25 protein-coding genes, 1 pseudogene and 1 riboswitch are annotated in these 25024 nt (G+C 65.9%); of the genes and pseudogenes, 16 read left to right on the top strand and 10 right to left on the bottom strand.

Annotated elements, in window-relative coordinates; translation table 11 throughout:
• Nucleotides 1-182 precede the first annotated feature (182 nt).
• The 12 genes from Q0D93_RS14425 (at nt 183) to Q0D93_RS14370 (ending at nt 12032) form a co-directional block, all read left to right on the top strand.
• A complete protein-coding gene (locus Q0D93_RS14425; RefSeq protein ID WP_294395602.1) occupies nt 183-1277 on the top strand; it encodes a lytic transglycosylase domain-containing protein in 1095 nt (364 codons plus the stop codon).
• 77 nt (nt 1278-1354) lie between these two features.
• Nucleotides 1355-2533, top strand: coding sequence for a D-alanyl-D-alanine carboxypeptidase family protein (locus Q0D93_RS14420; protein ID WP_294395605.1), 1179 nt, complete (start codon nt 1355-1357; stop codon nt 2531-2533).
• 6 nt (nt 2534-2539) lie between these two features.
• A complete protein-coding gene (gene tmk / locus Q0D93_RS14415; protein WP_294395600.1) occupies nt 2540-3169 on the top strand; it encodes a dTMP kinase in 630 nt (209 codons plus the stop codon).
• On the top strand, nt 3166-4149 hold the full coding sequence (locus Q0D93_RS14410; protein WP_294395598.1) for an AAA family ATPase: 984 nt from the start codon (nt 3166-3168) through the stop codon (nt 4147-4149). Before tmk ends, Q0D93_RS14410 begins: the two co-directional genes overlap by 4 nt.
• Before the next feature lie 5 nt (nt 4150-4154).
• A complete protein-coding gene (gene metG, locus Q0D93_RS14405) occupies nt 4155-5660 on the top strand; it encodes a methionine--tRNA ligase (protein ID WP_294395596.1) in 1506 nt (501 codons plus the stop codon).
• Nucleotides 5660-6451: a TatD family hydrolase gene (locus tag Q0D93_RS14400; protein WP_294395594.1), complete on the top strand. Its 792-nt coding sequence runs from the start codon at nt 5660-5662 to the stop codon at nt 6449-6451. Before metG ends, Q0D93_RS14400 begins: the two co-directional genes overlap by 1 nt.
• Complete coding sequence (locus Q0D93_RS14395) at nt 6448-7212, top strand: MBL fold metallo-hydrolase (RefSeq protein WP_294395592.1); 765 nt, start codon at nt 6448-6450, stop codon at nt 7210-7212. Before Q0D93_RS14400 ends, Q0D93_RS14395 begins: the two co-directional genes overlap by 4 nt.
• Nucleotides 7209-7382 (top strand): hypothetical protein, encoded by a 174-nt coding sequence (locus tag Q0D93_RS14390; RefSeq protein ID WP_294395590.1) that lies wholly within the window; start codon nt 7209-7211, stop codon nt 7380-7382. Before Q0D93_RS14395 ends, Q0D93_RS14390 begins: the two co-directional genes overlap by 4 nt.
• A 467-nt stretch (nt 7383-7849) precedes the next feature.
• A riboswitch (yybP-ykoY riboswitch) is annotated at nt 7850-7960 on the top strand.
• Nucleotides 7961-8024: 64 nt separating this feature from the next.
• Complete coding sequence (locus Q0D93_RS14385; RefSeq protein ID WP_294395588.1) at nt 8025-9029, top strand: sodium:calcium antiporter; 1005 nt, start codon at nt 8025-8027, stop codon at nt 9027-9029.
• 54 nt (nt 9030-9083) lie between these two features.
• Complete coding sequence (locus Q0D93_RS14380) at nt 9084-10322, top strand: putative DNA modification/repair radical SAM protein (protein WP_294395585.1); 1239 nt, start codon at nt 9084-9086, stop codon at nt 10320-10322.
• A gap of 104 nt (nt 10323-10426) precedes the next feature.
• A complete protein-coding gene (locus tag Q0D93_RS14375; protein ID WP_294395584.1) occupies nt 10427-10561 on the top strand; it encodes a hypothetical protein in 135 nt (44 codons plus the stop codon).
• Between the two features lie 70 nt (nt 10562-10631).
• A complete protein-coding gene (locus Q0D93_RS14370; RefSeq protein ID WP_294395583.1) occupies nt 10632-12032 on the top strand; it encodes a UdgX family uracil-DNA binding protein in 1401 nt (466 codons plus the stop codon).
• A gap of 57 nt (nt 12033-12089) precedes the next feature.
• Here the strand turns inward: Q0D93_RS14370 and Q0D93_RS14365 are convergent, their stop codons facing one another.
• From Q0D93_RS14365 to uvrC, 3 genes are read right to left on the bottom strand one after another with little or no spacing between them, the layout of a single operon-like run.
• A complete protein-coding gene (locus Q0D93_RS14365) occupies nt 12090-12905 on the bottom strand; it encodes an aldo/keto reductase (protein ID WP_294395581.1) in 816 nt (271 codons plus the stop codon).
• A 33-nt stretch (nt 12906-12938) separates the two neighbouring features.
• Nucleotides 12939-13670, bottom strand: coding sequence for a DNA repair protein RecO (gene recO, locus Q0D93_RS14360; RefSeq protein WP_294395579.1), 732 nt, complete (start codon nt 13668-13670; stop codon nt 12939-12941).
• Between the two features lie 57 nt (nt 13671-13727).
• Nucleotides 13728-15644 (bottom strand): excinuclease ABC subunit UvrC, encoded by a 1917-nt coding sequence (gene uvrC / locus Q0D93_RS14355; RefSeq protein WP_294395578.1) that lies wholly within the window; start codon nt 15642-15644, stop codon nt 13728-13730.
• A gap of 89 nt (nt 15645-15733) precedes the next feature.
• On the opposite strand from uvrC, the gene Q0D93_RS14350 reads away from it, so the two are divergent.
• Nucleotides 15734-16366 (top strand): LysE family translocator, encoded by a 633-nt coding sequence (locus Q0D93_RS14350; RefSeq protein ID WP_294395576.1) that lies wholly within the window; start codon nt 15734-15736, stop codon nt 16364-16366.
• Between the two features lie 19 nt (nt 16367-16385).
• Here Q0D93_RS14350 and Q0D93_RS14345 read toward each other — a convergent pair whose 3' ends face one another.
• The 6 genes from Q0D93_RS14345 to Q0D93_RS14320 form a co-directional block, all read right to left on the bottom strand.
• On the bottom strand, nt 16386-16943 hold the full coding sequence (locus Q0D93_RS14345; RefSeq protein ID WP_294395574.1) for a F0F1 ATP synthase subunit B: 558 nt from the start codon (nt 16941-16943) through the stop codon (nt 16386-16388).
• 11 nt (nt 16944-16954) lie between these two features.
• Nucleotides 16955-17443, bottom strand: a complete 489-nt coding sequence (locus tag Q0D93_RS14340) for an ATPase (RefSeq protein WP_294395572.1) — start codon at nt 17441-17443, stop codon at nt 16955-16957.
• Nucleotides 17444-17508: 65 nt separating this feature from the next.
• Nucleotides 17509-17739, bottom strand: coding sequence for a F0F1 ATP synthase subunit C (locus tag Q0D93_RS14335; RefSeq protein ID WP_294395570.1), 231 nt, complete (start codon nt 17737-17739; stop codon nt 17509-17511).
• A gap of 31 nt (nt 17740-17770) precedes the next feature.
• Nucleotides 17771-18562: a F0F1 ATP synthase subunit A gene (locus Q0D93_RS14330; RefSeq protein WP_294395568.1), complete on the bottom strand. Its 792-nt coding sequence runs from the start codon at nt 18560-18562 to the stop codon at nt 17771-17773.
• A 34-nt stretch (nt 18563-18596) separates the two neighbouring features.
• Nucleotides 18597-18929: an AtpZ/AtpI family protein gene (locus Q0D93_RS14325; RefSeq protein ID WP_294395566.1), complete on the bottom strand. Its 333-nt coding sequence runs from the start codon at nt 18927-18929 to the stop codon at nt 18597-18599.
• A gap of 150 nt (nt 18930-19079) precedes the next feature.
• On the bottom strand, nt 19080-19964 hold the full coding sequence (locus tag Q0D93_RS14320; RefSeq protein WP_294395564.1) for an alpha/beta hydrolase: 885 nt from the start codon (nt 19962-19964) through the stop codon (nt 19080-19082).
• 66 nt (nt 19965-20030) lie between these two features.
• Here Q0D93_RS14320 and radC point away from each other — a divergent pair, with 66 nt between their 5' ends.
• From radC to Q0D93_RS14305, 3 genes are all read left to right on the top strand, one after another.
• Nucleotides 20031-20717: a DNA repair protein RadC gene (gene radC, locus Q0D93_RS14315; RefSeq protein WP_294395562.1), complete on the top strand. Its 687-nt coding sequence runs from the start codon at nt 20031-20033 to the stop codon at nt 20715-20717.
• A gap of 68 nt (nt 20718-20785) precedes the next feature.
• The gene (gene purB, locus Q0D93_RS14310) at nt 20786-22096 is read left to right on the top strand and encodes an adenylosuccinate lyase (protein WP_294395559.1); all 1311 of its coding nucleotides are present in this window, start codon (nt 20786-20788) and stop codon (nt 22094-22096) included.
• A gap of 470 nt (nt 22097-22566) precedes the next feature.
• Nucleotides 22567-24618, top strand: coding sequence for a S9 family peptidase (locus tag Q0D93_RS14305; RefSeq protein WP_294395556.1), 2052 nt, complete (start codon nt 22567-22569; stop codon nt 24616-24618).
• A 141-nt stretch (nt 24619-24759) separates the two neighbouring features.
• Here the strand turns inward: Q0D93_RS14305 and Q0D93_RS14300 are convergent.
• Nucleotides 24760-25024, bottom strand: a pseudogene (locus tag Q0D93_RS14300) (GTPase HflX); the annotation flags it as partial.

Here is a 25024-nt window from a genome sequence, read left to right as displayed (position 1 = left end):
AGGGTGGGATTCGAACCCACGGTGGGCGTAAACCCACGGCGGTTTTCAAGACCGCTGCCTTAAACCACTCGGCCACCTGTCCGTGACCAGCGCCTTATCGGACTGACCGGCACTCGCGCAAGCGTGCCCGTGCTGCGACCAAAGCGGTTTGCGTGGCGCGCTGGTCGTGGCAAGGGCCGGGGATGATCCGTCGCTGCCTGCCGTTCGTCGCCCTGCTACATCTGACCGCGTCTGCCATGGCGCAGCAACCGGCGGCGGTGCCTGTTCCGGTCCTCGCGCAGCAGCCGGTGGTGGCGCCTGCGCCCGCGCCCTCCGCGCAGGATGCGACGTTCACGGCCTTTATCGCCGGCCTGCGCGACGGGGCGATCCGCGAGGGTGTGAAGCCCGCGACGTTCGACCGGGAAACCGCCGGGCTGACCTTCAATCCGCGCGTGGTCAGCTTCGACCGGGGGCAACCGGGCGGCTCGCCCAGCGGCCCGCCGGGGGTCATGGACTTCGCGCCCTACCGTCGCAGCCATGTCGACCAGGCGCATGTCACCAAGGGCCGCGCCCTTTATCAGGGCCTGAGCGCCATGCTGGCCGGCAATGAGGCACGCACGGGCGTTTCGGCCCGGGTGGCGCTGTCCATCTTCGGCCTGGAAACCGGTTATGGCAGCTTTACCGGCAATTTCGACCTGATCCGCTCGCTCGCGTCGCTGGCCTATGAAGGGCGGCGGCGGGAATTGTTCACGGCCGAGCTGATCGCCACGATCAAGCTGATCGACCTGGGCTTCACCCGCGACATGCTGAAGGGCAGCTGGGCGGGCGCGACCGGTTATCCGCAATTCCTGCCCTCGGTCTATCTCCGCATCGGCACGGATGGCGATGGCGATGGCAAAGCGGACATCTGGCGCAGCCGGGCGGACGCGCTGGCGTCGATCGCGGCCTATCTGCAGGAAGCCGGGTGGAAGCCGCGCACCCCGTGGGGCGTGCAGGTGATGGTGCCGGGCACGCTGGACCGGGCATCGCTCCGCTCGCCGCTGGCAAGCCCGCGCTGCCCGCGCGTCCATGCGCGCTATAGTCGCTGGCTGACGATCGCGGAGTGGAAGGCCAAGGGCATCCTGTTCGCGGGCGCGGCGCAACTGCCCGATACGGAGCTGGCCAGCCTGATCGAACCGGACGGGCCCGGCAATCCGGCCTATCTGCTCACCACCAACTACCGGTCGATCCTGGATTATAATTGCTCCAACTTCTACGCATTGTCGGTCGGCGTGCTTGCGGACGAGGTCACGCGATAGAGGCGCTGGCGCCGTCCGAACGGCGGCGTTAACAGGGTTCAACACAGTCACATCCCGGGGATGATCGTTCAGTCATGATGCGCTTTCGCACTGTCACGCTCGCGCTTGCTGCCACCGCCTTGGCCGCGCTGCCCAGCGAAGCCGCGGCACCGCCGTTCGACACGCCGGCTACGGTCGCCTTCATGAAGGACCTGTCGTCCGGAGCCGTGCTGTTCGCCAAGAATCCGGACCAGCGCATCCCGCCGGCATCGCTGGCCAAGATGATGACGGTCTATGTCGCGTTCGACCTGATCAAGAAGGGCGAGCTGAAGCTGACCGACATGGCGACGGTGCGCCCGGAAACGTGGAGGCAGTGGCACGGCCCGGCGGCGGGATCGACCATGTTCCTGTCACCTGGCGAACAGGTGTCGGTCGCCAACCTCCTGCTTGGCATCATCACCCTGTCCGGCAACGATGCGTGCGTCGTGCTGGCGGAGCATATTTCGGGCACGGAGCCCGCCTTCGCGGCGCTGATGAACCGGCGCGCCAAGGAGATCGGGCTCAACAACAGCCATTTCGGCACCTCCAACGGATGGCCTGACGGCGGCGTGACCTATGTCACCGCACGCGATCTGGCGACGCTGGCCACCGCCACGATCCAGAAATATCCGGATCTCTACAAGAGCTTCTACAGCCGCCCGAACTTCACCTGGGGCAAGACGATGGGCTCGGGTGCGGCAATCACCCAGACGAATCGCGATCCGCTGCTCGGCCGGGTGGCCGGGGCGGACGGCCTCAAGACGGGGCATACCGAGGAATCCGGGTTCAGCTTCACCGGGTCGGCCGAACAGAATGGCCGGCGGCTGGTGATGGTGCTGTCCGGCCTGACCTCGTTCAACCAGCGGATCGAACAATCGGTAGGCTTCATGAACTGGGGCTTCCGCGCTTGGCAGTCCAAGCCGCTCTTCACCAAGGGGGCGCAGGTGGCAACCGCGCCGGTGCAGATGGGTAGTGCGCGCGAGGTCGGGCTGGTCGCTCCGCAGAACTTGGCAGTGACGCTGCCGGCAGGCCTCGGTTCGGACATGAAGGTGTCGGTCGCGTTCGACGGCCCGATCAAGGCCCCCATCAAGGCGGGTGCGCATGTCGCCGACCTGGTGGTCCGCACGCCCGAGGGCCCGCCCCAGATCATGCCGCTGATCGCCGCCGGCGACGTGGCCGAGGCGGGCTTCTTCGATCGCGTGAAGAACGGTTTCCGCCGCCTGTTCGGCATGGCGTAAGCGCGCGTGACCACGCGGGGCTGCTTCATCAGCCTGGAGGGCGGGGAGGGCGTCGGCAAGTCGACCCAGGCCCGCGCCGTTGCCGCGGCCCTGCGCGCACGCGGGCTGGACGTGGTGGAAACGCGTGAGCCGGGCGGCAGCAGCGGGGCAGAGTCCATCCGCGCGCTGCTGCTGGGCGGCGAGGCGGACCGCTGGGGCCCGCGCGCCGAAGCCTTGCTGTTCGCCGCCGCCCGCGCTGACCATGTGGACAAGACCATCCTGCCGGCGCTTACGCGCGGCGCATGGGTGGTGTGCGACCGTTTCCTCGACAGTTCGATCGCTTATCAGGGCGGGGCGGACGGGCTGGGCGGGGCGGCAATCCGCGCGCTCCATGCGGTCGGCAGCGGCGGCTTGCTGCCCGACCGCACATTGCTGCTGACCCTGCCGGAGGAAACCGCAATGGCGCGGGAAGCGGCGCGTGACGCCGGCCGGCCCGACCGGTTCGGGGCGCGGGACGCCGCCTATCACCGCCAGGTGACGCAGACCTTCCGCACGCTCGCCGACGCGGAGCCGCAACGCTGGCGGATCGTGGACGCGACGGGGGCGGCGGAGGTGGTCACCGCCCGGCTGGTCGCGGCGCTGACCGACCTGACATGATCATCGGCCATGACGAACAGGCCGGTGCGCTGCTGGATGCGGCACGCAGCGGCCGGCTCCACCATGCCTGGCTGCTGGCGGGCCCGCAGGGGATCGGCAAGGGTACGTTCGCCCGTGCCGCCGCGCGCAAGCTGCTGGCCGATGCCGCCGGGCCGCTGACGTCCCAAGGCAACCTTGTGGTGCCGGACGAGCATCGCATTGCGGCGTTGCTGGCTGCGGGCTCGCATCCGGATTATCGGCTGTTGCAACGGCTTCCCCGCGCAAGTTCGGACGAGTTGGCGCGATCGATCAGCGTAGAGCAGGTGCGGGGGCTGCAACCTCTGTTCGCCACCACGCCGAGCCTGTCCGGGCGGCGGGTGGTTGTGATCGACGCTATCGACGATCTGGAACGCAGTGCCGCCAACGCGCTGCTCAAGAATCTGGAGGAGCCGCCAGCCGGCACGATCTTCCTGCTGGTCAGCCATGCGCCGGGCCGGCTGCTGCCCACGATCCGCTCACGCTGCCGGCTGCTGCGGTTCAACCGTCTCGATGCGGAGCGGACGCGGGTGGTGCTGCGCCGCGTGCTCGACGGCGCGGATGAGGAGGAGGTTGCAAGCCTGGTCGCGGTTGCGGACGGCGCACCGGGCGAGGCGCTGCGCTTCGCCGGGCTGGACATTGCCGGGCTGGACGCCGCGATCGAGAAGCTGGCGGTCCATGGCGACCCTTCCAATGCGATCCGCACAACGCTCGGCCGTGCGCTCAGCCTCAAGGCGGCGCAGCCCCGTTACGAGGCGTTTCTGGAGCGCGCGCCGTCGCGCATCGCCCGTGAGGTTCGGCGTTCCTCGCCGTCGGCGATGGGAGATCATATCGCGCTGTGGCGGCAGGCGCGCGACATTGCCGACCGCGCCGTGCACCAGTCGCTGGACCAGCAGACCACTGTGTTCGAGATTGCCGGACTGCTGGCGAAGCTTGCCCCCGTGGAGCGGGCCGCTAAAGGCTGAAGGCTATGGCCGAGCCTTTCTACATCACCACCGCCATCAGCTATCCCAATGGTCGCCCGCATATCGGCCATGCCTATGAGGCAATCGCCGCCGATGCGATTGCGCGTTTTCGCCGGATGCAGGGTCGCGACGTCTTCTTCATGACCGGCACGGACGAGCATGGCTTGAAGATGGCGCAGACCGCCAAGGCGCGCGACATCACGCCCAGGACACTGGCCGACGAAATGTCGGGCCATTTCCGGAAGATGGACGACGCTCTCAACATCTCGTTCGATCGGTTCATCCGCACCACCGAGCCCGATCATTATACCGCCAGCCAGGCGATCTGGACGGCGATGCAGGCGAATGGCGACATCTATCTCGGCCGCTACGAAGGCTGGTATTCGGTGCGGGACGAAGCCTTCTACGGCGAGGAGGAGCTGACCGAAGGCGAAGGTGGGCAGAAGCTGTCGCCGCAGGGTACCCCGGTCGAGTGGACGGTGGAGGAAAGCTGGTTCTTTCGCCTGTCCGCATATGCCGACCGGCTGCTGTCCCATTACGACGCCCATCCCGACTTCATCCGGCCGGAAGGCCGCCGGAACGAGGTGGTCAGCTTCGTCAAGGGCAGGCTGGCGGACCTGTCCATCTCGCGCACCAGCTTCGATTGGGGCGTGCCGGTGCCCGACAGTCCCGGCCACGTCATGTATGTGTGGGTGGACGCGCTCACCAACTATCTCACCGGGGCCGGTTATCCCGACAAACCAGCGCGGTGGCCGGCTGACCTGCACATCATCGGCAAGGACATCGTGCGGTTCCATGCCGTCTATTGGCCGGCATTCCTGATGTCCGCCGGGCTGGACCTGCCGCGTCAGGTGTTCGGTCACGGCTTCCTCCTCAACCGGGGGGAGAAGATGTCCAAGTCGGTCGGCAACGTGGTCGATCCGCTTGAGATGGCGGAACTCTACGGCGTGGACCAGTTGCGCTACTTCCTGCTGCGCGAGGTCAGCTTCGGGCAGGATGGCAGCTACAGCCATGAGGCGATCGTCACTCGCTGCAACGCCGATCTGGCCAACGGGCTCGGCAACCTTGCGCAGCGTTGCCTGTCGATCATCGCCAAGAATTGCGGGGGCGTGGTGCCGCAGCCCGGCCCCGCCCACGACCAACTGGGCTTGGCTCAGTTGCGCGAGCGGCTGGACAGCGCGATGGACGATCTGGCGCTGCACCGCGCGCTGGAGATCGTTTGGGACGGCGTGGCGCTGGCCAATCGCTACTTTGCCGACATGGCGCCCTGGTCGCTCCGCAAGGAGGATCCGGACATGGCGGACGGCGTGCTCTACTGGACGGCGGAGGCGGTGCGTATCCTGGCCATCCTGGCGCGTTGGGCCATCCCGGCAAGTGCGGACAAGCTGCTGGACCTCCTCAACCAGCCGGCGGAGGCGCGTGATTTCGCGGCCTTGGACGTGCCGCTCGCACCGGGAACGCAGCTTCCCGCTCCGCAGGGCGTTTTCCCGCGGTGGGTGGAGCCTGCCTGATGCTGATCGATAGTCATTGCCACCTCAACTATAAAGGCCTGGTGGAGGATCAGGCCGCCGTGCTGGCGCGGGCCCGCGCACGCGGGGTGACGGGGATGCTCAACATCTCCACCCGCGCGCGCGAATGGGACGCCGTGATCGCCACGGCGGAGCGCGAGCCGGACGTATGGGCATCGGTCGGCATCCATCCGCATGAGGCGGACGAATACGCCGACATTGATGCCGCCAAGCTGGTGGAGGCGACGCGCCACCCCAAGGTGATTGGTATCGGCGAGACCGGGCTGGACTATTTTTACGACCATAGCGACCGCCAGCGCCAGCAGACCAGTTTCCGCGCCCACATCGCCGCATCGCGCGAGGCGCAACTACCGCTCATAATCCACACCCGATCGGCCGAGGAGGATACGGCGGCGATCATGGCGGAGGAAATGGGGCAGGGGGCGTTTCCAGCGCTGATCCACTGTTTCACCGCCAGTCAAAACTTTGCCGAGCAAATGCTTGAGATGGGGCTGTATATCTCGATCGCGGGCATCGTGACGTTCAAGAATGCGCGCGATCTTCAGCAGACGGCGGCGACGTTGCCGGGAGATCGCATGCTGATCGAAACGGATGCGCCGTTCCTTGCGCCGGTTCCGCACCGGGGCAAAACTGGCGAGCCTTCATTCGTGGCAAACACGGCGCAGTTCATCGCCGATCTGCGCGGCGAGGATGTCGAGGATCTGAAGGCGCGCACCGCCGCCAATTTCATGGCGTTGTTCACCAAGGCGGCGTCAAGCGGGGCGGCGGCATGAAGGTAACCATCCTCGGCTGCGGCACATCGTCGGGCGTGCCGCGCATCGGCGGTGACTGGGGAGCGTGCGACCCAGGCGATCCACGCAACCGTCGCACCCGTGCCTCGATCCTGGTGGAGACGGCGACCACGGCAATCCTGGTCGACACGGGGCCGGACATGCGCGCGCAGCTGCTGGCCGCCGATGTCCGCACGATCGATGCGGTGATCTGGACGCATGAACATGCCGATCACACCCATGGCATCGACGATCTGCGTCAGCTTTTTCATGTCCGCAACGCACCGGTGCCGGGCTTCGCGCGGCCGGAAACCCTGGCCTTGCTCGACCGGCGTTTCCATTACGTGTTTCATGGTCGGGGCGGCTATCCACCGACCTCCAGCGGCCACTTGCTGCCCGACAAGATCCGCATCGGCGACATCGACGTGGCTGTCACCGACATGCCGCATGGCGAGATCCTGTCCGCCGGGCTGCGGTTCGATGCGGGCGGCTCGTCGGTAGGATATGCGACGGATTTCAGCGAGATGACGGCGGGCATGCAGGGCCTGTTTGAAGACGTGGACTTGTGGGTGGTTGATGCATTGCGCCGTGCGCCGCATCCGACCCATCCGCATCTTGCCATGACGTTGCAGGCGATTGCGGACGTACGGGCGAAGCAAAGCGTGCTGACGCACATGGACCAGTCGATGGACTATCGAACGCTCGCAGCCGAACTGCCGAGCCATGTGGAGCCGGGCTTTGATGGGCTCGTCATAGAGCTATGAGCGAACGTCAGATCCTGCTGTCGGTTTTGGCTATCGTCATGATGCTGATCCTGGTGGGACGGCGTTTCTGGTCAGGCGCGGTGCCGGCCGGACGCGCGGCAAGGCTGGCCTTGATCTGGGTCGCGCTGATCGCTGGATTGTGGGTCGTGACGACATTCATACGCTCCTGAGATCATCCTTATTTTACATAATATATATTATCGAGATGGCAGTTGAAGGTGGCTGATCTGCATGGAGCGGCTCCACCAGTTCAGGTTATTCCGGTCGCGCAGACCGGCCTGCTGAGCCATTTGCGGCCGCTCCGCGCGATGCTCGCCGCATGTGGAGCGCCGATCGCTCGCGAGGCCTGCGGTTCAGTTCGGACGCGATCGCACGCGCAGGCCGGTCTCGGCGACATGGCAGGCATTCAACATTCGGCTACGTTGCCCACGGAACGTGTCAGGAATGCTGAGCCAGGCATGGCCGGTTCCCAATCTGATCCTCTATTCGCACGCCGTCCCATGCCATGGACCGGAGCATTCGTATCCATGCTACCCTGACGAGGATGCGTGAAGGCCGTAGAGGGCCGCCGCAGGACCACCCTGCTCCCACTGGCTGGCGTGCCGCATTGACGGCACTCTGCCCGTCTGCCACAGCGCAGCCTCTCTTTGGGGAGTAGCCGCCCGCTGTTGCGGGGTGTCCGTCAACATGCTCGACCTAGCGGGGTCGTGGCGGATGCAGCGATCAGGCTTGGCGAGACCATGGATCGGCGGGCGTCCAGGCCGGGCGCGCAGGCCGGTTCAAGCGCGTCCGCCCGGCTTGGGAACGTCATCATGAGTGGGCTGTGGCTCGCAACCGCCTTGCTGTTGGGCGCGGCAATCGCGATCTATCTGTCGTGCGAGCTGTTCGTGAACGGCGTGGAATGGCTTGGTCGCTCGCTGTCGGTCGGGTCCAAGGCTACGGGGTCGGTCCTTGCGGCGTTCGGCACCGCCTTGCCCGAAAGCATCGTCACTCTGGTGGCGGTGGCGTTCGGCGGGGCCGAGACCAAGGCGCTGGGCGTCGGCGCGGCGCTGGGCGGTCCGCTGGCGCTGGCGACGGTAGCCTATGCGACCGTCGGGGTCAGCCTGATCCTGTCGCGGCAGCAGCTGGCCAATACGCCCGCCATGCGCGGCGCGTTTCGCGGTCTTGCGCGCGATCAAGGCTGGTTCCTTACCATCTTCGCCGCCAAGATCGCACTCGGGCTGTTCGTCTTCGCGTGGAAACCGTGGCTCGGCCTGTTTTTCCTCGCGGCTTACGGCCTGTATATCAGGAAGGAGATGGCGGGCCCCGGCGAGGATGAGGGAGAGCTGGAGCCGCTGACCTTTGCGCCCGGTCATGCCACTCCCCCGCTCCTGCGCATCCTGCTCCAGACGGTGCTGGCGCTGACCATCATCTTCGTCGCGTCGCACCTGTTTGTCGGTCAGCTCGCCACCCTGGCCCCACTGTTCGGGGTGGAGCCGCAACTGGTCGCCCTGCTGCTGAGCCCGATCGCGACGGAACTGCCGGAGACGATGAACGCCATCATCTGGGTGCGGCAGGGCAAGCACCGCCTGGCTCTGGCCAATATTTCCGGCGCGATGATGATCCAGGCGACGGTGCCGACCGCGTTCGGCCTGTTCTGGACACCCTGGCTGCTGGATCGTTCGCTGCTGCTCGCCGCCGCCGTGACGGCGAGCGCGATCGCGGTCATGATCCTGGCGTTTCGTGCAGGCCGGGTCTCGCGCGCGCTGTTCGCCTCCATGGGGCTGTTCTACCTTCTGTTCGCCGCATTGCTGATCGCGATGCGGGCGGCGGGATGATCAACCGCCGCTCCGGCCATTGCCTTAGAATCGTATAGAACATATACCGAACGCATGGCGCAGCTTGATACACGCGAAAAGCTGGCGATTCTGGCGGATGCGGCGAAATATGACGCTTCCTGCGCATCATCGGGCACGGCGAAGCGCAATTCGCGCGACGGCAAGGGTCTTGGCTCAACCGAGGGCATGGGCATTTGCCATGCTTATGCGCCCGATGGCCGGTGCATCAGCCTCCTCAAGATCCTGCTGACGAACAGCTGCATCTTCGATTGCCATTACTGCATCAATCGCAAGAGTTCCAATGTTCGCCGCGCCCGGTTCACGGTGGATGAGGTGGTGACGCTCACCCTCTCCTTCTACCGCCGCAACTATATCGAGGGATTGTTCCTGTCGTCGGGTATCATCCGATCTTCGGATTATACGATGGAGCAGATCGTAGCGGTGGCCCGTATCCTGCGGGAGGAGCATGATTTCCGGGGCTATATCCACCTCAAGACCATTCCCGATGCTGATCCCGAGTTGATCCACCAGGCCGGTTTGTACGCCGATCGTCTGTCCATCAACATCGAACTGCCGACCGAGCGGGGCCTGAACCGCCTGGCGCCGGAAAAATCGGGGACGCGCATTCGTGGGGCAATGGACGGGTTGAAGACGGCGATTGTGGACGGGCACGATGCCCGGCGCCGCTATCGCTCCGCACCGCGTTTTGCGCCCGCCGGCCAATCGACGCAGATGATTGTCGGGGCGGACAGCGCCAATGATGCGGAGATTATAGGCAGCGCCAGCCAGCTCTATGACGACTACGAGCTGCGCCGCGTCTATTATTCCGCCTTCAGTCCGATCCCCGATGCCAGTGCGATCCTCCCGCTGAAGCGCCCGCCCCTGATCCGGGAGCATCGGCTGTACCAGTCGGATTGGATGATGCGATTCTACGGCTTCGCGCCCGCAGAGGTGGCGGCGGCGGCGGGACCGGACGGCATGTTGCCGCTCGACACCGACCCCAAGCTGGCATGGGCGCTGAAGTTCCGCGACATGTTTCCGGTCGATGTAAACCGCGCCCCGCGAGAGATGTTGCTGCGCGTCCCCGGGCTTGGGCCCAAGGCGGTCGATGCGATTGTGAAAACGCGGCGATGGCATGCCCTTCGCCTGGACGACGTGGGCCGGCTGACCAATTCGATTGCCAAGGTGCGCCCGTTCATCGTTACCAGCGACTGGAGACCGGTGCGCCTGTCGGATCAGGTTCTGCCAATGCCCAAGGCGGCGGACACGCAGCTTGAGCTGTTCGGCGGATAATCGCGCGAGCAGTTGCACAATGCGCAACCGTTCAGCAGTGTAACGAAAGTGACCGACACGTTCACTATGTTATGTTGCAACGCAGCAGGTGGATGGAGTTTGCGATGACCCTGGTTCTGGCATCCTTGGCGTTGGTGTACGGCACGTCGGTGACGCTGCTTGGTGGAACCGCCTTGCTGTCGCTTTACTCCCCGCGCATCCGCGAAAGCCTGGTTGGGGCGAGCAAACCGGCGCTGTAACGCCGCGCCTTCATTCCCACGACGCTACATTGGCGGACCCTTGCCGGGGATCTAGGCGTAGTGGGACGATATGCAGGTCGTTTCGCTTTCCCAACCCGATGATTTTGATAGCTGGCGGGATGTTGCCCGCAAACTGGCAACGGCCGAGGTGCCAGCGGATCATGTCATTTGGCAGATGGGTAACGAGGCTGGAGACCTGCTGGCCGGTGTGGCGACCGAGGTGACCGAAGTGGCGGAATCCGCACCCTTTTCGGTCCCCCGCCCCTTTCTCGACCTCGCCCGTACCGCGATCTGCCATTCGGATCGCGAGCGTTTCTCGCTGCTTTATGCTTTCCTCTTGCGGCTGCGTCGCGCGCCCGAGTTGATCCAGGATCGCACCGACCCCATGCTGCGCCGGCTGGAGGCGTTGGCGAAGGAGGTGCGCCGCGACATCCACAAGATGCGGGCCTTTTTGCGATTTCGTGAAGTGGATGGCGAGGACGGCGCGCGGTTCGTCGCCTGGTACGAACCGGACCACCATATCGTCCGCAGCAATGCGGGCTTCTTCGTCAACCGCTTCGCCAGCATGCGCTGGTCGATCCTGACGCCGGACGTATCGCTCGACTGGGATGGCGCCATGCTTCGGGAAGGACCGGGGGCGATCCGCGCCGACGCGCCGGAGGGCGATCCGGTAGAGGAGGTGTGGAAGACCTATTATTCCTCCATTTTCAACCCCGCCCGTCTGAAGGTGGGCGCGATGTTGAAGGAAATGCCGCGTAAATATTGGAAAAACATGCCCGAAACCGCGTTGGTCCCGGCGCTGATCGCTGGTGCGAGAGCGCGGGAGAGTGCGATGGTGGACGCGAGCCGGGCCGAGATCGGTGCCAATGCGGCCGGCGCATGGGAGGCCCTGCGCGAGGAGGCGAGCGCCTGTACCCGGTGCCACCTCTACAAACATGCGACGCAGACGGTATTCGGCGACGGGCCGATCGACGTGCCCTTGATGTTCGTCGGCGAGCAGCCGGGCGATCAGGAGGATCTGGCGGGCAAGCCGTTCGTCGGCCCGGCCGGGCAGGTATTCAACCAAGCGCTGGAGCAGGCCGGGATCGATCGGGCGCGGACCTACGTTACCAATGCGGTCAAGCACTTCAAGTTCGAGCAGCGCGGGAAGCGCCGTATCCATTCGAAGCCGAACGGGGCCGAGATCGAGGCATGCCGCTGGTGGATCGAACAGGAACGCGACGTCATCCGCCCGCAGGTGACCGTGGCACTTGGGGCGACGGCAGCCCGGTCCATGCTGGGCAAGGTCGTCACCATCGGCGCGGCGCGGGGCCAGGCGCACCGGCTGGAGGATGGCGGCGAAGGCTGGGTAACGGTTCATCCCAGCTTCCTGCTCCGCATCCAGGATCGCGAGCAGGCCGATGCCGAGTTCGCCCGCTTCGTCGAGGATCTGAAACGCGTGTGGGATCGCGTCGCGGCGCTCACCAGGTGACCACCGCCACGTGCCGCAGTCCGGAGGTGCGGCACGGTGGCGGGCTTGGTCAAGACCTTACAGCAGTTCCGGGTCCGGGCCGATCCGCCCGTCCGGCGAGTCCAGTCCGGCGATGGCGGCCATGTCGTCCTGATCCAGGGCAAAGCCGAACACGTCCAGGTTCTCGGCCTGGCGGTGCGGATTGGCAGATTTCGGGATCACGCTGAGACCGGAGTCCAAATGCCAGCGAATGACGATCTGAGCCGGCGTCTTGCCATGCTTGTCGGCGATGCGGGCGATGGCGGGATCGTCCAGAATGGCCCCCTGCCCCAACGGCGACCAGCTGGTGGTCACGATTCCCTGCGCCTGGTGGAAGCGGCGCAAGTCGGTCTGCTGGAAGCGGGGATGCAGTTCGATCTGGTTGACGGCGGGCACGACGCCAGTCTCCTGGATGATCCGCTCCAAATGTCCCTGGCTGAAGTTGGACACGCCGATCGATTTGACGCGCCCCTCGTCGCGCAGGCGGATCAGTGCCTTCCATGTTTCCACATAAAGATCCTGCGCGGGCACCGGCCAGTGGATCAGGTAGAGGTCCAGCCAGTCGAGCCCGAGTGCGGCGAAGCTGGCGTCGAACGCCCTCAGCGCGCGATCAAAACCCTGATCCTCGTTCCACAATTTGGTGGTGACGAAAATCGTCTGCGGGCTTTGCCGCACCGCTTCGCCCACGCCCTGTTCGTTGCCGTAGAAGGCGGCCGTGTCGACATGGCGGTAGCCCAGGTCCAGGGCGGCACCGACCACCGTCACCGCCTCGTCCGCCGGCAATTTGTAGACGCCGAGCCCGATTTGGGGGATGGCACGGCCATCGTTCAGGGTCAGGCGGGGTTGATCGGTCATGAACGATCCTTTTGAGAAGAGACGCGAAATCTCTTAACTCGCGAGACGCCTGAGCCGCTCCACCAGCCGATCGCGCGCCGGCAATATGTCGGCGGCACGGCCGTGCAGCAGATCGCGTTCCAGGAAGTGGCCCGTCAGGTGGAAGCCATCGAGCACGTCGTTCCAGTCGCCGGCTTCTCCCGTGGTCAGAAAAGGCGGGAGGCGCAGCAGCCGGTCGCGATAGGGCTCGCCGGCCGCGCGGCTGACCGCGCCGCCGCTCTTGGGGCTGACGAACGCCATGTCGTCGCGCGTGCCCGTGGCGACGCAGGCGCTGAGGTCCAGGCCGAAGCCCAGCTCGGAGAGCAGCAGCAGTTCGTAGCGCACCACCGCCGCCGCCCAGTCGCGCGCAACCGGGGCAATTGCGATGGCAGCCAGGACGCCGTCCAACGCCCCATAAAGGCGGGGGTAAGGCTGCCCCTCCGGCAGGATCGCGGTGGTGATCGCCGTCGCCCATTCGAGCGCCCCGGCGGCGAGCGGCTCCGTCATCAGCGCCGCCCGGCTTTCCGCCAAGTCCACCGCCAGCGCCGGCAATTGATCGTCCGTGCGCGCGCGGAAATCCGCGCGCACAAGATTGCCGGGGATCAGCACCGGGCGCAGCCGCCGCGAGCGCCCGCCCCGGACATAACCGGCCAGCAATCCATCGGTCGGGGTCAAGGCGCGGACCACCGCCCCATGCTCGCCATGGGCGCGCACGCCGCAGATGATCGCCAGGGCATCGACATGCATGATCTCAGCCCGCCGGGCGCGATGACGGCAGCACCGGCACAGGCCCCCTCCTCGTCCTCATTCCGACGGGTGAAAATGATCGTAGATAGTGCGCGCCATGGTTGCGGAGACACCCGGAGCCCTCTGCAGATCCTCCAGAGCGGCGCCCCGCACCGCCTTGGCCGTGCCGAAATGCATCAGCAGCGCCTTCTTGCGGGCGGGGCCGATGCCCGGCACCTCGTCCAGCGCGCTGGTGGTCATGGCCGCCGCTCGCCGGGTGCGGTGCGCGCCGATCGCGAAGCGGTGCGCCTCGTCGCGCAGCCGCTGGAGGTAGAACAGCACCGGAGCGTTGATCGGCAGCATCGATTCACGCCCGTCGGGCAAATGGAAATGCTCCCGCCCGGCATTGCGGTCCGGCCCCTTGGAAATGCCGACCACGGGAATGTCGTGGACGCCCATTTCCTCCATCGTCCGATAGACGGCGGAAACCTGCCCCTTGCCGCCGTCGATCAGCAGCAAATCGGGCCACTCGCCCGACTTGCGATCGGGATCCTCCAGCTCCAGCCGGGCGAAACGGCGCTCCAGCACCTCGCGCATCATGGCGAAGTCGTCCCCCGGCGCGGTTTCGGGCCGCTTGATGTTGAACTTGCGATACTGGCCCTTGCGGAACCCTTCCGGCCCGGCAACCACCATCGCGCCGACCATGTTGGTGCCCATGATGTGGCTGTTGTCGTAGATCTCGATCCGATTCGGGACGGCATCCAGTTCGAACAGGTCGGCGACCTCGCGTAGCAGTTTCGACTGGGTTGCGCCCTCGGCCAGGCGACGGTCGAGCGCCTCGACCGCGTTGCGGGTCGCCTGCGCCAGGATGCGCCGCTGCTCGCCCCGCTGCGGGGTCTTGACCACGACCTTGCGGCCGGCTTTCTCCGCCAGCGCCTCCTCCACCAATTCCTGTTCGGGCAGGGTGCGATCGGCCAGGATCAGGCGCGGCGGCGGCACTTCCTCATAGAATTGCATCATGAACGAGGCCAGCACCTCATCCTCCGGCACTTCCGCCGTGTGGGTCGGGAAGAAGGCGCGATGCCCCCAATTCTGGCCGCCGCGGATGAAGAAGGCCTGGATGCCGATCTGCCCCTGCTTGCAGGCGAGCGCGAACACGTCGGCATCGTCGATCCCCTCGGCATTGATCGCCTGCGTGCCCTGAATGAAGGTCAGCGCCTTGAGGCGGTCGCGCAGGATCGCCGCCAGCTCGAAGTCCATCGCCTCGGCGGCAACCTCCATCTGGGCCGAGAGGCGCTTCTGGACCTGGGTCGACTTGCCCCACAGGAACGCCTTGGCATCGTCGACCAGCTCGGCATACGCCTGCTTGTCGATCCGGTCGACGCAGGGTGCGGAGCAGCGTTTGATCTGGTGCAGCAGGCACGGGCGCGAGCGGTTGGCGAAGAAGCTGTCGGTGCAGGAGCGGAGCAGGAACAGCTTCTGCAGCGCGGTCAGCGTCTTGCGCACCGCCCCAGCGCCCGCGAACGGCCCGAAATACTGCCCCTTGGCACGGCGCGCGCCGCGGTGCAGCTGGGCGCGCGGAAACAGGTGGTCTTCGCGCAGCAGGATGAAGGGGAAGCTTTTGTCGTCGCGCAGCAGGACGTTGTAGGCGGGGCGGAACCGCTTGATCAGCTGCGCCTCCAGCAGCAGCGCCTCCGCCTCCGTATTGGTGGTGACGACAGTCATGCCGCGTGTCTGCGCGACCATGCGACTGAGCCGACGAGGCAAACGCGCAACCTGCGTATAATTGGCGACGCGGTTCTTCAGCGCGCGGGCCTTGCCGACATAGAGCACGTCGCCCTTGGCATCAAGCATGCGATACACGCCCGGCCGGACCGGCAGGGTTTTCAGGACGTTGCGGATCGCGGCGACCCCGGCATCGATGTCCGGGGCCTCGGCGCCGCGAACGGCATAGGTCGCCTTTTCTTCGTTGAAGCGGTCGGTGGTATCGGTCACGCACGCGATTTAAGGTGAAGGCGGGGCGGTTGCCAGCGCTGCTGCGCATATGCCGCCAATTACCGTGACGGGACGAAGGAGGTCAGCGGATGACGTGGGCGACATGGTGGCTGTTTACATGCACGACCGCACTGATCGCGGCGACACCCGGCCCGAACATGCTGCACATCATGAGCCGCAGCGTGCAATTGGGGTTCGGCCGCAGCACCATCGCCATGGCCGGTTGCCTGTCGGCGGTGGTGATCTGCGTCACGCTTTCCTCGCTCGGCCTCGGGGCGCTGCTCACGGCATCGCGGCCGGTGTTCGAGATGGTGCGCTATGTCGGCGTGGCGTACCTGCTCTGGCTGGCGTGGAAGAGCTGGACGGCGGCGGAGCCAGGAGATGCGGCCGGACTGCACTCGGACTTCATGCCCGACGTGCCGAGCATAAGCGGCATCTACCGCACGGCGCTGTTTACCGGGTTGAGCAATCCGAAGCTGATCGTGTTCGCGGCCGCCTTCTTCCCGCAATTCATTCGTGCCGACCATGCATGGGGACCGCAGTTCGGCATTCTGGTGGCCACGTTCGGGGTGATCGAAATGGGTTGCTACCTGGCTTACGCGACCGGAGGGCGAACGCTGGCCGGCTTCCTCTCCAATGCAAAACGCCGGCGCGCGTTCAATCGCGCGACCGGCGTGATGTTTGCGGCATTCGGATGCGGCTTGCTGGCCTATCGCGCCTGAAAGGGAACGGCCAGCCGGGTCAGTTCAGACGCTGACCAAGATTGGCAATGGTGCGGTCGACCAGAGCCCGATCGTTGCCGGTGTCGTGCCGCTCGGCGATCAGCATCGCGGCGGCCTTGGCGGCGGCATCGGCGGCCTTGGCGCGCACCTCGGCAATGGCGGTGCGCTCGGCCGCGGCAATCTTGTCCTCGGCCATGCGGCCACGACGCTGCACCAGCAATTCCGTGTCTTCCTTGCCCTTGGCGAGAAGCGCATCCGCCTCGGCGCGGGCGTGGGCCACGATCGCAGCCGCCTCGCCATGCGCGGCCTTGGCCTTGGCCTCATACTCCGCCTTCAAGGCCTCCGCTTCGGCGCGCAGCTTGGACGCTTCGTCCAGCTGTTCGCGGATGGAGGCAATCTTCTTGTCGAGCGAACGACCGATCGCCTTGGGCGCGCCCTTCCAGATCAGCAGCGCGATAACCACGATCATCGACAGCGCCACCCAGCCGCCCGGGTTCAGGCCAAAGGCGGTCGCCTCGGCATGTTCGATCTCGCCCGGCGAGGCCAGGGTGGTTGCGTTCATCGGAAGCTGGCTCATCTATTCTGTCCTTACGCGGCCAGCGCGGCCTTGACGGCCCTCTCGGCGGACGCCTGGTCCACCGAGAGGCCGGAAACCTTGGCGACGATGTCCTGCGTGGCTTCTGCGGCCACGGCTTCGATACCGGCGACCGCCGCATCACGCTGCGCGCGCAGCTGCGCTTCGGCCTGATCGACGCGCGCAGAAATATCCGCATCGGCCGCCTTGACGCGAGCCTCGGCGGCGATCGCCGCCTGGTGCTTGGCGGCGGCGGCGGCGGCCTGCGCCTCCGCCCGGCTGCGGGTCAGTTCGGCCTGATAGGCGGCGTCGGCCGCATCGGCCTGGGCCCGTGCCGCTTCGGCCGCAGCGAGATCGCCGCCGATCCGGGCGTGACGCTGGTCCACCGTGCCCTGGATCTTCGGCAGCATCACATAGCTGCCGATCAGAAGCAGGCCGAACACCAACACCAGCCAGAAAAACTGCGAGGCATAGATTTCGGCGATCTGATCGATTTGAGGCATCGGCTTCCTTACAGGCCGTGAATGGGTGTCGGGGAGGGGCACGGATGCGCCCTCCCCTTCAAGGCTTATTGAACGACGAACAGGATCAGGATCGCGATCACGAACGCGATCAGGCCCAGAAGCTCGGCGGCGGCGAAGCCGATGAACAGGCGGCCCTGCTGACCGTCGGCAGCACCCGGGTTGCGCAGCGCGCCTTCGAGGAACGAGCCGAACACGTTGCCGACGCCCAGCGCGGCCATGCCCACGCCAATCGCCGCGAGGCCGGCGCCGATCACCTTGGCAGATGCGAGATCCATGATGTCTTCCCTTCTTGTGTCTTCGGTTAGCTTAGTGGAGATTGATCGCGTCGTTGAGGTACAGCGACGTCAGCAGCGCGAATACATAGGCCTGGATCGCGGAAACGAGCAGTTCCAGCGCCGAAATGCCGATGATCATCACGAAGCTCAACACGCTGACCACGGCCCCCAGTCCGCCGCCGGCGTTGAAGCCCTGGACCACGAAGCTCGCAAACACGTCGAGCAGGATATGGCCGGCGGTCATCGCCACGAACAGACGCAGGCCCAAGCTGAACGGACGCACCAAGAAGCTCGCCAGCTCGATCACGAAGATCAAGGGGATCATCACCTTGGGCGTGCCGTGCGGCACGAACAGCGAAAAGAAATGGAGGCCGTGGCGCGCGAAGCCGACGATCAGCACGATCGCGAAGCTGACAAAGGCCAGCACGGCGGTGACCGTAATGTGGCTCGTCACCGTGAATGGATGCCACCCGGGCACGATCCCCAGCGGGAACAGGCCGATCAGGTTCGCGAACAGGATGAACATGAACAGGGAGAAGACATAAGGCGTGAACGCCCGCCCCTTGGGCCCGATATTGGCGTCCATCATATTGGACACGAAGCCGGTAACGCCCTCCACGGCCGCCTGCCAGCGACCGGGCACCAGCTGCCGCCGCAGACCGCCCAGCATGAACAGCCACAGCACACTTAGCGTGATCACCATGAACAGCGCACTGTTGGTGAAGCTGACATTGTAGCCGGCGATCGTCAGCTGGCTGCCCGCAACCGGTTCCACCAGGAACTGGTGCATCGGATCGATACCGGAGCCGCCCTCTGTTGCCACTTTCAACCCCTGTCTATGCGTGCAGGCGCCCGGATCACTCCGGCCGCTGCATCGAAATCCGATAGATGTTCCGGAAGGCGACGATAACCCCCAGGGTCAACATCACCAACAGGAGCCATGGCGAGGTGCCGAACAGCCGGTCCATGACCCAGCCGATCAACGCTCCGCCGGCAGGGCCGGCAACCAGCTCGGTCAGGACGCGGCTGCCTTGGCGATAGCCCTTTTCGGGCTTGCGCGGCGCCGCTCCAGTCCGTGCCTTTCCGGCATCCGTCGCGGCCCTGAGCCGCGCATCCAGCGACGAAAGCCGGACATCCCCCAAGGGGTACGAATTGCCGTTCGGATCCTGCCCCGGTTCGTTGGCCGCCACGCATTCCTCCTGCTGACCCGGTTCGATTCAGGTCGGCCGTCGGCCGCGCCGGCGGGCAACCCCGTCAGGCGCCGTTCCTTTAGCAGGGGGTGGGTGCGAGTCAACCGACCCGCCCGTTCATCTTCCTCATCGCGCGCGCGGCTGCCCACCTCACGCGTGATCGCAGAAATGCGCCACCAGCGCGTCGGCCACCGCGTCGGGCGCCTCGCGCTGCGGGAAATGACCCACATCGGGGAGCACGATCCGTTGATAGCCGGCCGTGAAATACTCATCCAAACCCGCGCTTTCCCCCGGCGGGTCGCAGGCATCGGCGGCACCCTGGATCATCAGCGTCGGCGTAGCCAGCGGCACCGTATCCGCAACCCGCGCCTGGAGCGCGGCATAGCCGGGGTCCACCGGCACGGTCTGCCAGCGACTGCGATAAGCGTGGAGCGTCACGGGAACCCAGTCGGGATTGCGGAAGCTCTTGGCGGTCTCCTGAAAGTCCGCTTCCTCATACCAGTTCGGCGGTCCCCATGTGTCCCATTGCAGCCGGTCGAAGCCGACCGGGTCCGCAGCGAGTGCCTCCGCACCGCCATCGAACGTCATGAACCATTGATACCACCAGCGCCGCGATTGTTCGAAATTGGGAACCGGAAAGGCCCCGCGCGGCGTATAGCCCAGCGCGAGCGCGGCAATGGCACTCAACCGCTCGGGTGCGATCGCGGACAAGGTGTAAGCGGTGCGTGCGCCCCAATCGTGCCCGGCCACGGCGAACCCCTCCAGACCCAGCGCATCGGCGAAGTCCAGCGCGTCCTGCGCAAGCGCCACCGCCCGCCCGTCCCGGAAGGTGTCAGCCGAGCGGAAGCGGGTTTCGCCATGTCCGCGCAGCCAGGGCGCATAGGTCCGAAACCCCGCCGCGTGCAGCCTGGCCGCAACCCGCCGCCAGCCCAAAGCGTCGTCGGGCCAGCCATGGAGCAGGACGACCGGCAAGCCGTCTTCGGGCCCGCCGCTTTCATAGGCAATGTCCAGCAACGCGGTTGAAATATAATCCATGTTACTCCGATACCTTTGCCGAGCGAGGTTCATGACAGGCAACGCCGATCAGGCTAGCAAAGCTGCATGAGCGATGCGGATCCAGCAACCGATACCAGTGGGCATCGCGCCCGATTGCGACGCCGGTTGATCGAAGGCGGCTCGGACGCGCTGCTAGACCATGAACTGATCGAGTATCTGCTGGCGCTGGTCACCCCCCGCCGCGACACCAAGCCGCAGGCCCGTGCGCTGGTGGCCGAGTTTGGCGGCCTGGGCGGCGTCTTCTCCGCCGATGCTGAATCCCTGAAGCGGGCGGGCCTGGGCGAAACCGGCATCGCCGCGATGAAGATCGCGCGGGCGGCCGCGCTGCGCCTGTTGAAGAGCGAGGTGGCGCAGCGTCCGGTGCTGGCGAGCTGGCAGGCGCTGACCGACTATCTCCATGCCGCCATGGCGCATCGCATGACCGAAAGCGCGCGCGTGCTGCACCTCAACGGCCGCAACGTGCTGATCCGCGACGAACAGGTGTCGGAAGGATCGATCGATCAGGCGCCCATCTATGTGCGGGAGGTTGCGCGCCGCGCGCTGGAGCTGGGCTCGGCCGCCATCATCCTGGTCCACAATCATCCCAGCGGAGACCCCTCCCCCTCCCGCCAGGACATCGCCCTCACCCGCGAGATCGTCGGTGCGTTGAAGCTGCTCGGCGTGCAGGTGCACGACCATATCATCGTCGGCAGCAAGGGGCATGTCAGCCTGCGCGCGCAGGGCCTGATGTAGCATCGATTGAAGCGGCGGGGTCGCGCTGCTACCCGGCCGGCGACTTCTCTCCTTGCAAAGGCCGGCCCATGATCCCTCGCTATTCGCGCCCCGAAATGGTTTCCATCTGGGATGCCGAGAACCGCTACCGCATCTGGTTCGAAATCGAGGCACATGCGACGGAGGCATTGGGCGAGCTTGGCGTGGTGCCGAAGGGTGCGGCCCAGGCGCTGTGGGATTGGTGGGCGACCAACCCGTCCATCGACGTGCCGGCGATCGACGCGATCGAGGCGGTGACCAAGCATGACGTGATCGCCTTTCTCACCTGGGTGGCGGAGCAGGTCGGCGACGATGCGCGCTTCATGCACCAGGGCATGACATCGTCGGACGTGCTCGACACGACGCTGGCGGTGCAGCTCGCCCGCGCGGCGGACCTGCTGCTGGCGGACATCGACCGGCTGCTGGAGGTGCTGAAGCGGCGCGCCTATGAGCATAAGCTGACCCCCACGATCGGGCGCAGCCACGGCATCCATGCCGAGCCGGTAACGTTCGGCCTCAAGATGGCGGAGGCCTATGCCGAGTTCGCCCGCAACCGCGCGCGGCTGGAGGCGGCGCGGGCGGACATCGCCACGTGCGCCATTTCCGGGGCGGTCGGCACCTTCGCCAATATCGACCCGCAGGTGGAGGCCTATGTCGCCGACAAGATGGGCTTGTCGGTGGAGCCTGTCTCCACCCAGGTGATCCCACGCGATCGCCACGCCATGTTCTTCGCCACCCTGGGCGTTATCGCATCGTCGATCGAGCGGCTTGCGGTGGAGGTCCGTCACCTCCAGCGGACCGAGGTGCTGGAGGCGGAGGAATATTTCTCGCCGGGCCAGAAGGGCTCGTCGGCCATGCCGCACAAGCGCAATCCCGTGCTGACCGAGAACCTCACCGGCCTTGCCCGCATGGTGCGCGGCTATGTGACGCCGGCGCTGGAAAATGTCGCGCTGTGGCATGAGCGCGACATCAGCCACTCGTCCGTCGAACGCTATATCGGGCCGGACGCGACCATCACGCTCGACTTCGCGCTCGCCCGCCTGACCGGCGTGATGGACAAGTTGCTGGTCTATCCCGACCGCATGCAGAAGAACCTCGACCGCATGGGCGGGCTTGTCCATTCGCAGCGCGTGCTGCTGGCGCTGACCCAGGCGGGCGTCAGTCGTGAGGACTCGTACCGGCTGGTGCAGCGCAATGCGATGAAGGTGTGGGAATCGGATGGCCAGCTGTCGCTGCTGGAACTGCTCAAGGCCGATCCCGAGGTTACGTTGAGCGATGCCGAACTCGAGGACAGGTTCGACCTCGGCTATCACTTCAAGCAGGTCGATGCGATCTTTGCCCGCGTGTTCGGAGCGGCTTAAGCCGCACGTCGCGCAGCGAGCTTTTCCGCAAGAAGTTCTATGACGAGAGAGAGGTGGCACGCCAATGCCGTCTCTTTTTCCTGCAACAGTATGCCGTCCGCCTCGCGCAACAATGCGAGACAGCAATCGAGATTATCGTGGGACATGGTTTCTACTCTATACGCACGCCGGCACAACATCGCGGCGTCGCCTAGCTCCTAATTCGACCCTGGCGGACTTCCAATGAAGAGAAAAGGTCAGATTGATCGATACATTATCGTGAACGGGGATTAGCTACCTGGCACTCGGGTCCAAGCCTTCGCCTGTAGAGGCACCTTTGCGGTGCTCGGCGGGTGGAGCAGCCGCCTGGACGGTGCACGGGCCGGTCAGAATGGAATAGGATAGACCCGGCGGGTACGTAACGGCTTGCGCTTGAGTGGCTGGGGCAGCCACAATGCTGCGTCACACCCATTCAGGATTTCAGACCACCCATGCTGCGACTGACCCTTGCCGCCCTTCTTGCCGGTTCCGCCCTGCCGGCGATCGCGGCCGATGCGCCTGCCCCATCCCGCCTGTTCACCGGCGCGGATCTGTTCGATCTGGAGCAAGCCGACGATCCGCAGATCAGCCCGGATGGCAGCCAGGTGGCTTATGTGCGCAAGTCTGCGGACATCATGACCGATCGCGGCCGTTCCACCATCTGGATCGTGGACGTGCGGACGGGTGCGCAACAGCCGCTGGTGGCGACGCCCGGTTCGCATACGTCGCCGCGCTGGTCGGCGGATGGCAAGCGACTGGCCTATGTCTCGGCCGCGGACGGCGCCTCACCGCAAATCTACGTCCGGTGGATGGCCAACGGCCAGACGGCGCGGGTCACCGGCCTGCCCGACAGCCCCGGCGCGATCACCTGGTCACCGGATGGACGACAGATCGCCTATGTGATGCGCGTTCCCGGCGACGCGACGACGCTCGGCAAGGCTCCCGCCAAGCCCGAAGGGGCCAAGTGGGCCGAACCGCTGGAGGTAATCGACCGGGTCACCTATCGCGCGGACGGCGGCGGCTATCTGAAGCCCGGTCATGACCACATCTTCGTGGTGGCGGCCGATGGCGGCGCGCCGCGCCAGATTACCTCAGGATCGTTCGACGATGGCGGGCCACTCTCTTGGTCCAAGGACGGGCGCACCATCCTGTTCAGCGCAGTCCGCGGGGTCGATTGGGAGCGTGAGCCGAACGACAGCGACATCTATGCCGTTGACGTGGCGAGCGGTCAGCTGTCGCAGCTGACCAAGCGTTACGGCGCCGATGCACAGCCGACCCTCTCGCCGGATGGCAAGCTGGTCGCCTATATCGGCGCGAACGACAAGCATCGCAGCTTCACTCACAACGACCTCTACGTCATGAACCGGGACGGCAGCGGGGCGCGCAGCCTTACCGCCACGCTGGACCGCGACATCGAGTCGGTGCGCTGGGCCAAGGACGGGCACTCGCTGTTCGTCGACTATGACGATCACGCCAAGAAGCGCGTGGCCCGCGCTACGCTCGACGGACGGGTGACGATGGTGGTGGATGGGCTTGCCGGCGGAGGGCTGGATCGGCCGTATACCGGCGGCAGCTTCACCGTGTCGGACGACAACAAGGTCGCCTATACCGGCGGCACCGCGGCGCGGCCGGCCGATCTGTTCGTCAACGGGCGCCAGCTGACGCACCTGAACGACACGACCCTGGCCTACAAGACACTGGGCCGGATGCAGCCGCTGTCGGTCAAGGCACCCGATGGACGCGCGATCGACAGCTGGCTGGTGCTGCCGCCCGGCTACCGCGCCGGCACGCGCGTACCCCTGATCCTGGAGATCCATGGCGGCCCGCATACCGCTTATGGTCCGACCTTCTCCGCAGATTACCAGCTCTATGCGGCGGGGGGCTATGCGGTCCTCTATACCAACCCGCGCGGCAGCACCTCTTATGGCGATGAATTCGCCAACCTCATCGACAAGAAATATCCCGGCGAGGACTATGACGACCTGATGGCGGCGGTGGATACCGCAATTGCCAGCGGGGTGGCCGATCCCAACAACCTGTTCGTCACCGGCGGGTCGGGCGGCGGCGTGCTAACCAGCTGGATCGTCGGCAAGAACGACCGGTTCAAGGCGGCGGCGACGCAGAAGCCGGTCATCAACTGGATCAGCGAGGCGCTGACCATGGACGGCACCGGCTTTACCTCACGCTACTGGTTCGCCAAGCAGCCGTGGGAGGATCCGATGGGCTATTGGAACCGCTCGCCGTTGAGCTTGGTGGGCAACGTCAAAACACCCACTTTGGTGGTCGTCGGCAGCGAGGATTATCGCACGCCGGTTAGCGAATCCGAGCAATATTACGCCGCCTTGCAGATCCGGGGCGTACCCACCGCGATGGTCAAGGTGCCCGGCGCCAGCCATGGCGGCATCGCCGCGCGCCCGTCGCAGGCAGCGGCCAAGGCGGCGGCGATCCTGGCCTGGTTCGATCGCTATCGCACCGGAACGGCCACCAACGTCGCCGCGCAGTGATGGAGACGCGCCTCCGGATCTTGGTTAGGTCCGGAGGCGCTGACCGGACGGCTCCTACTCCCGCTGTCGGCACCAACGGGAGTAGGAGGCCAGCCTGATGAAGTCACGGCCGCGTGACCGTCCAAAGGCCACGCGCTTGGATCAGCGCCGCGCCTGAAACCGCGCCCATTCGTCAGGCGACAGCCGCACGTCCAGGCGCAGGGTTTCGTCCTCGGCGATCTGGTTCAGCACCTCGCCATGCTGGTGCAGCCAGGCAATCCCGCCGCCGTCGCTGACCGGAAGATCGATCTGGTGGACGCGGGCCCCCGCCAGCAGCCGCTCGGCAACGCCCCGGCGCAACGTGTCGACGCCTTCGCCCGACAAGGCGGAGATGGCGAACACGTCATCGCTGCGCTGGATCTCGGAC

This window comes from uncultured Sphingomonas sp. (genome assembly GCF_934560975.1).
Classification (GTDB): domain Bacteria; phylum Pseudomonadota; class Alphaproteobacteria; order Sphingomonadales; family Sphingomonadaceae; genus Sphingomonas_I.
This window is presented reverse-complemented; position numbering and strand designations above follow the sequence as displayed.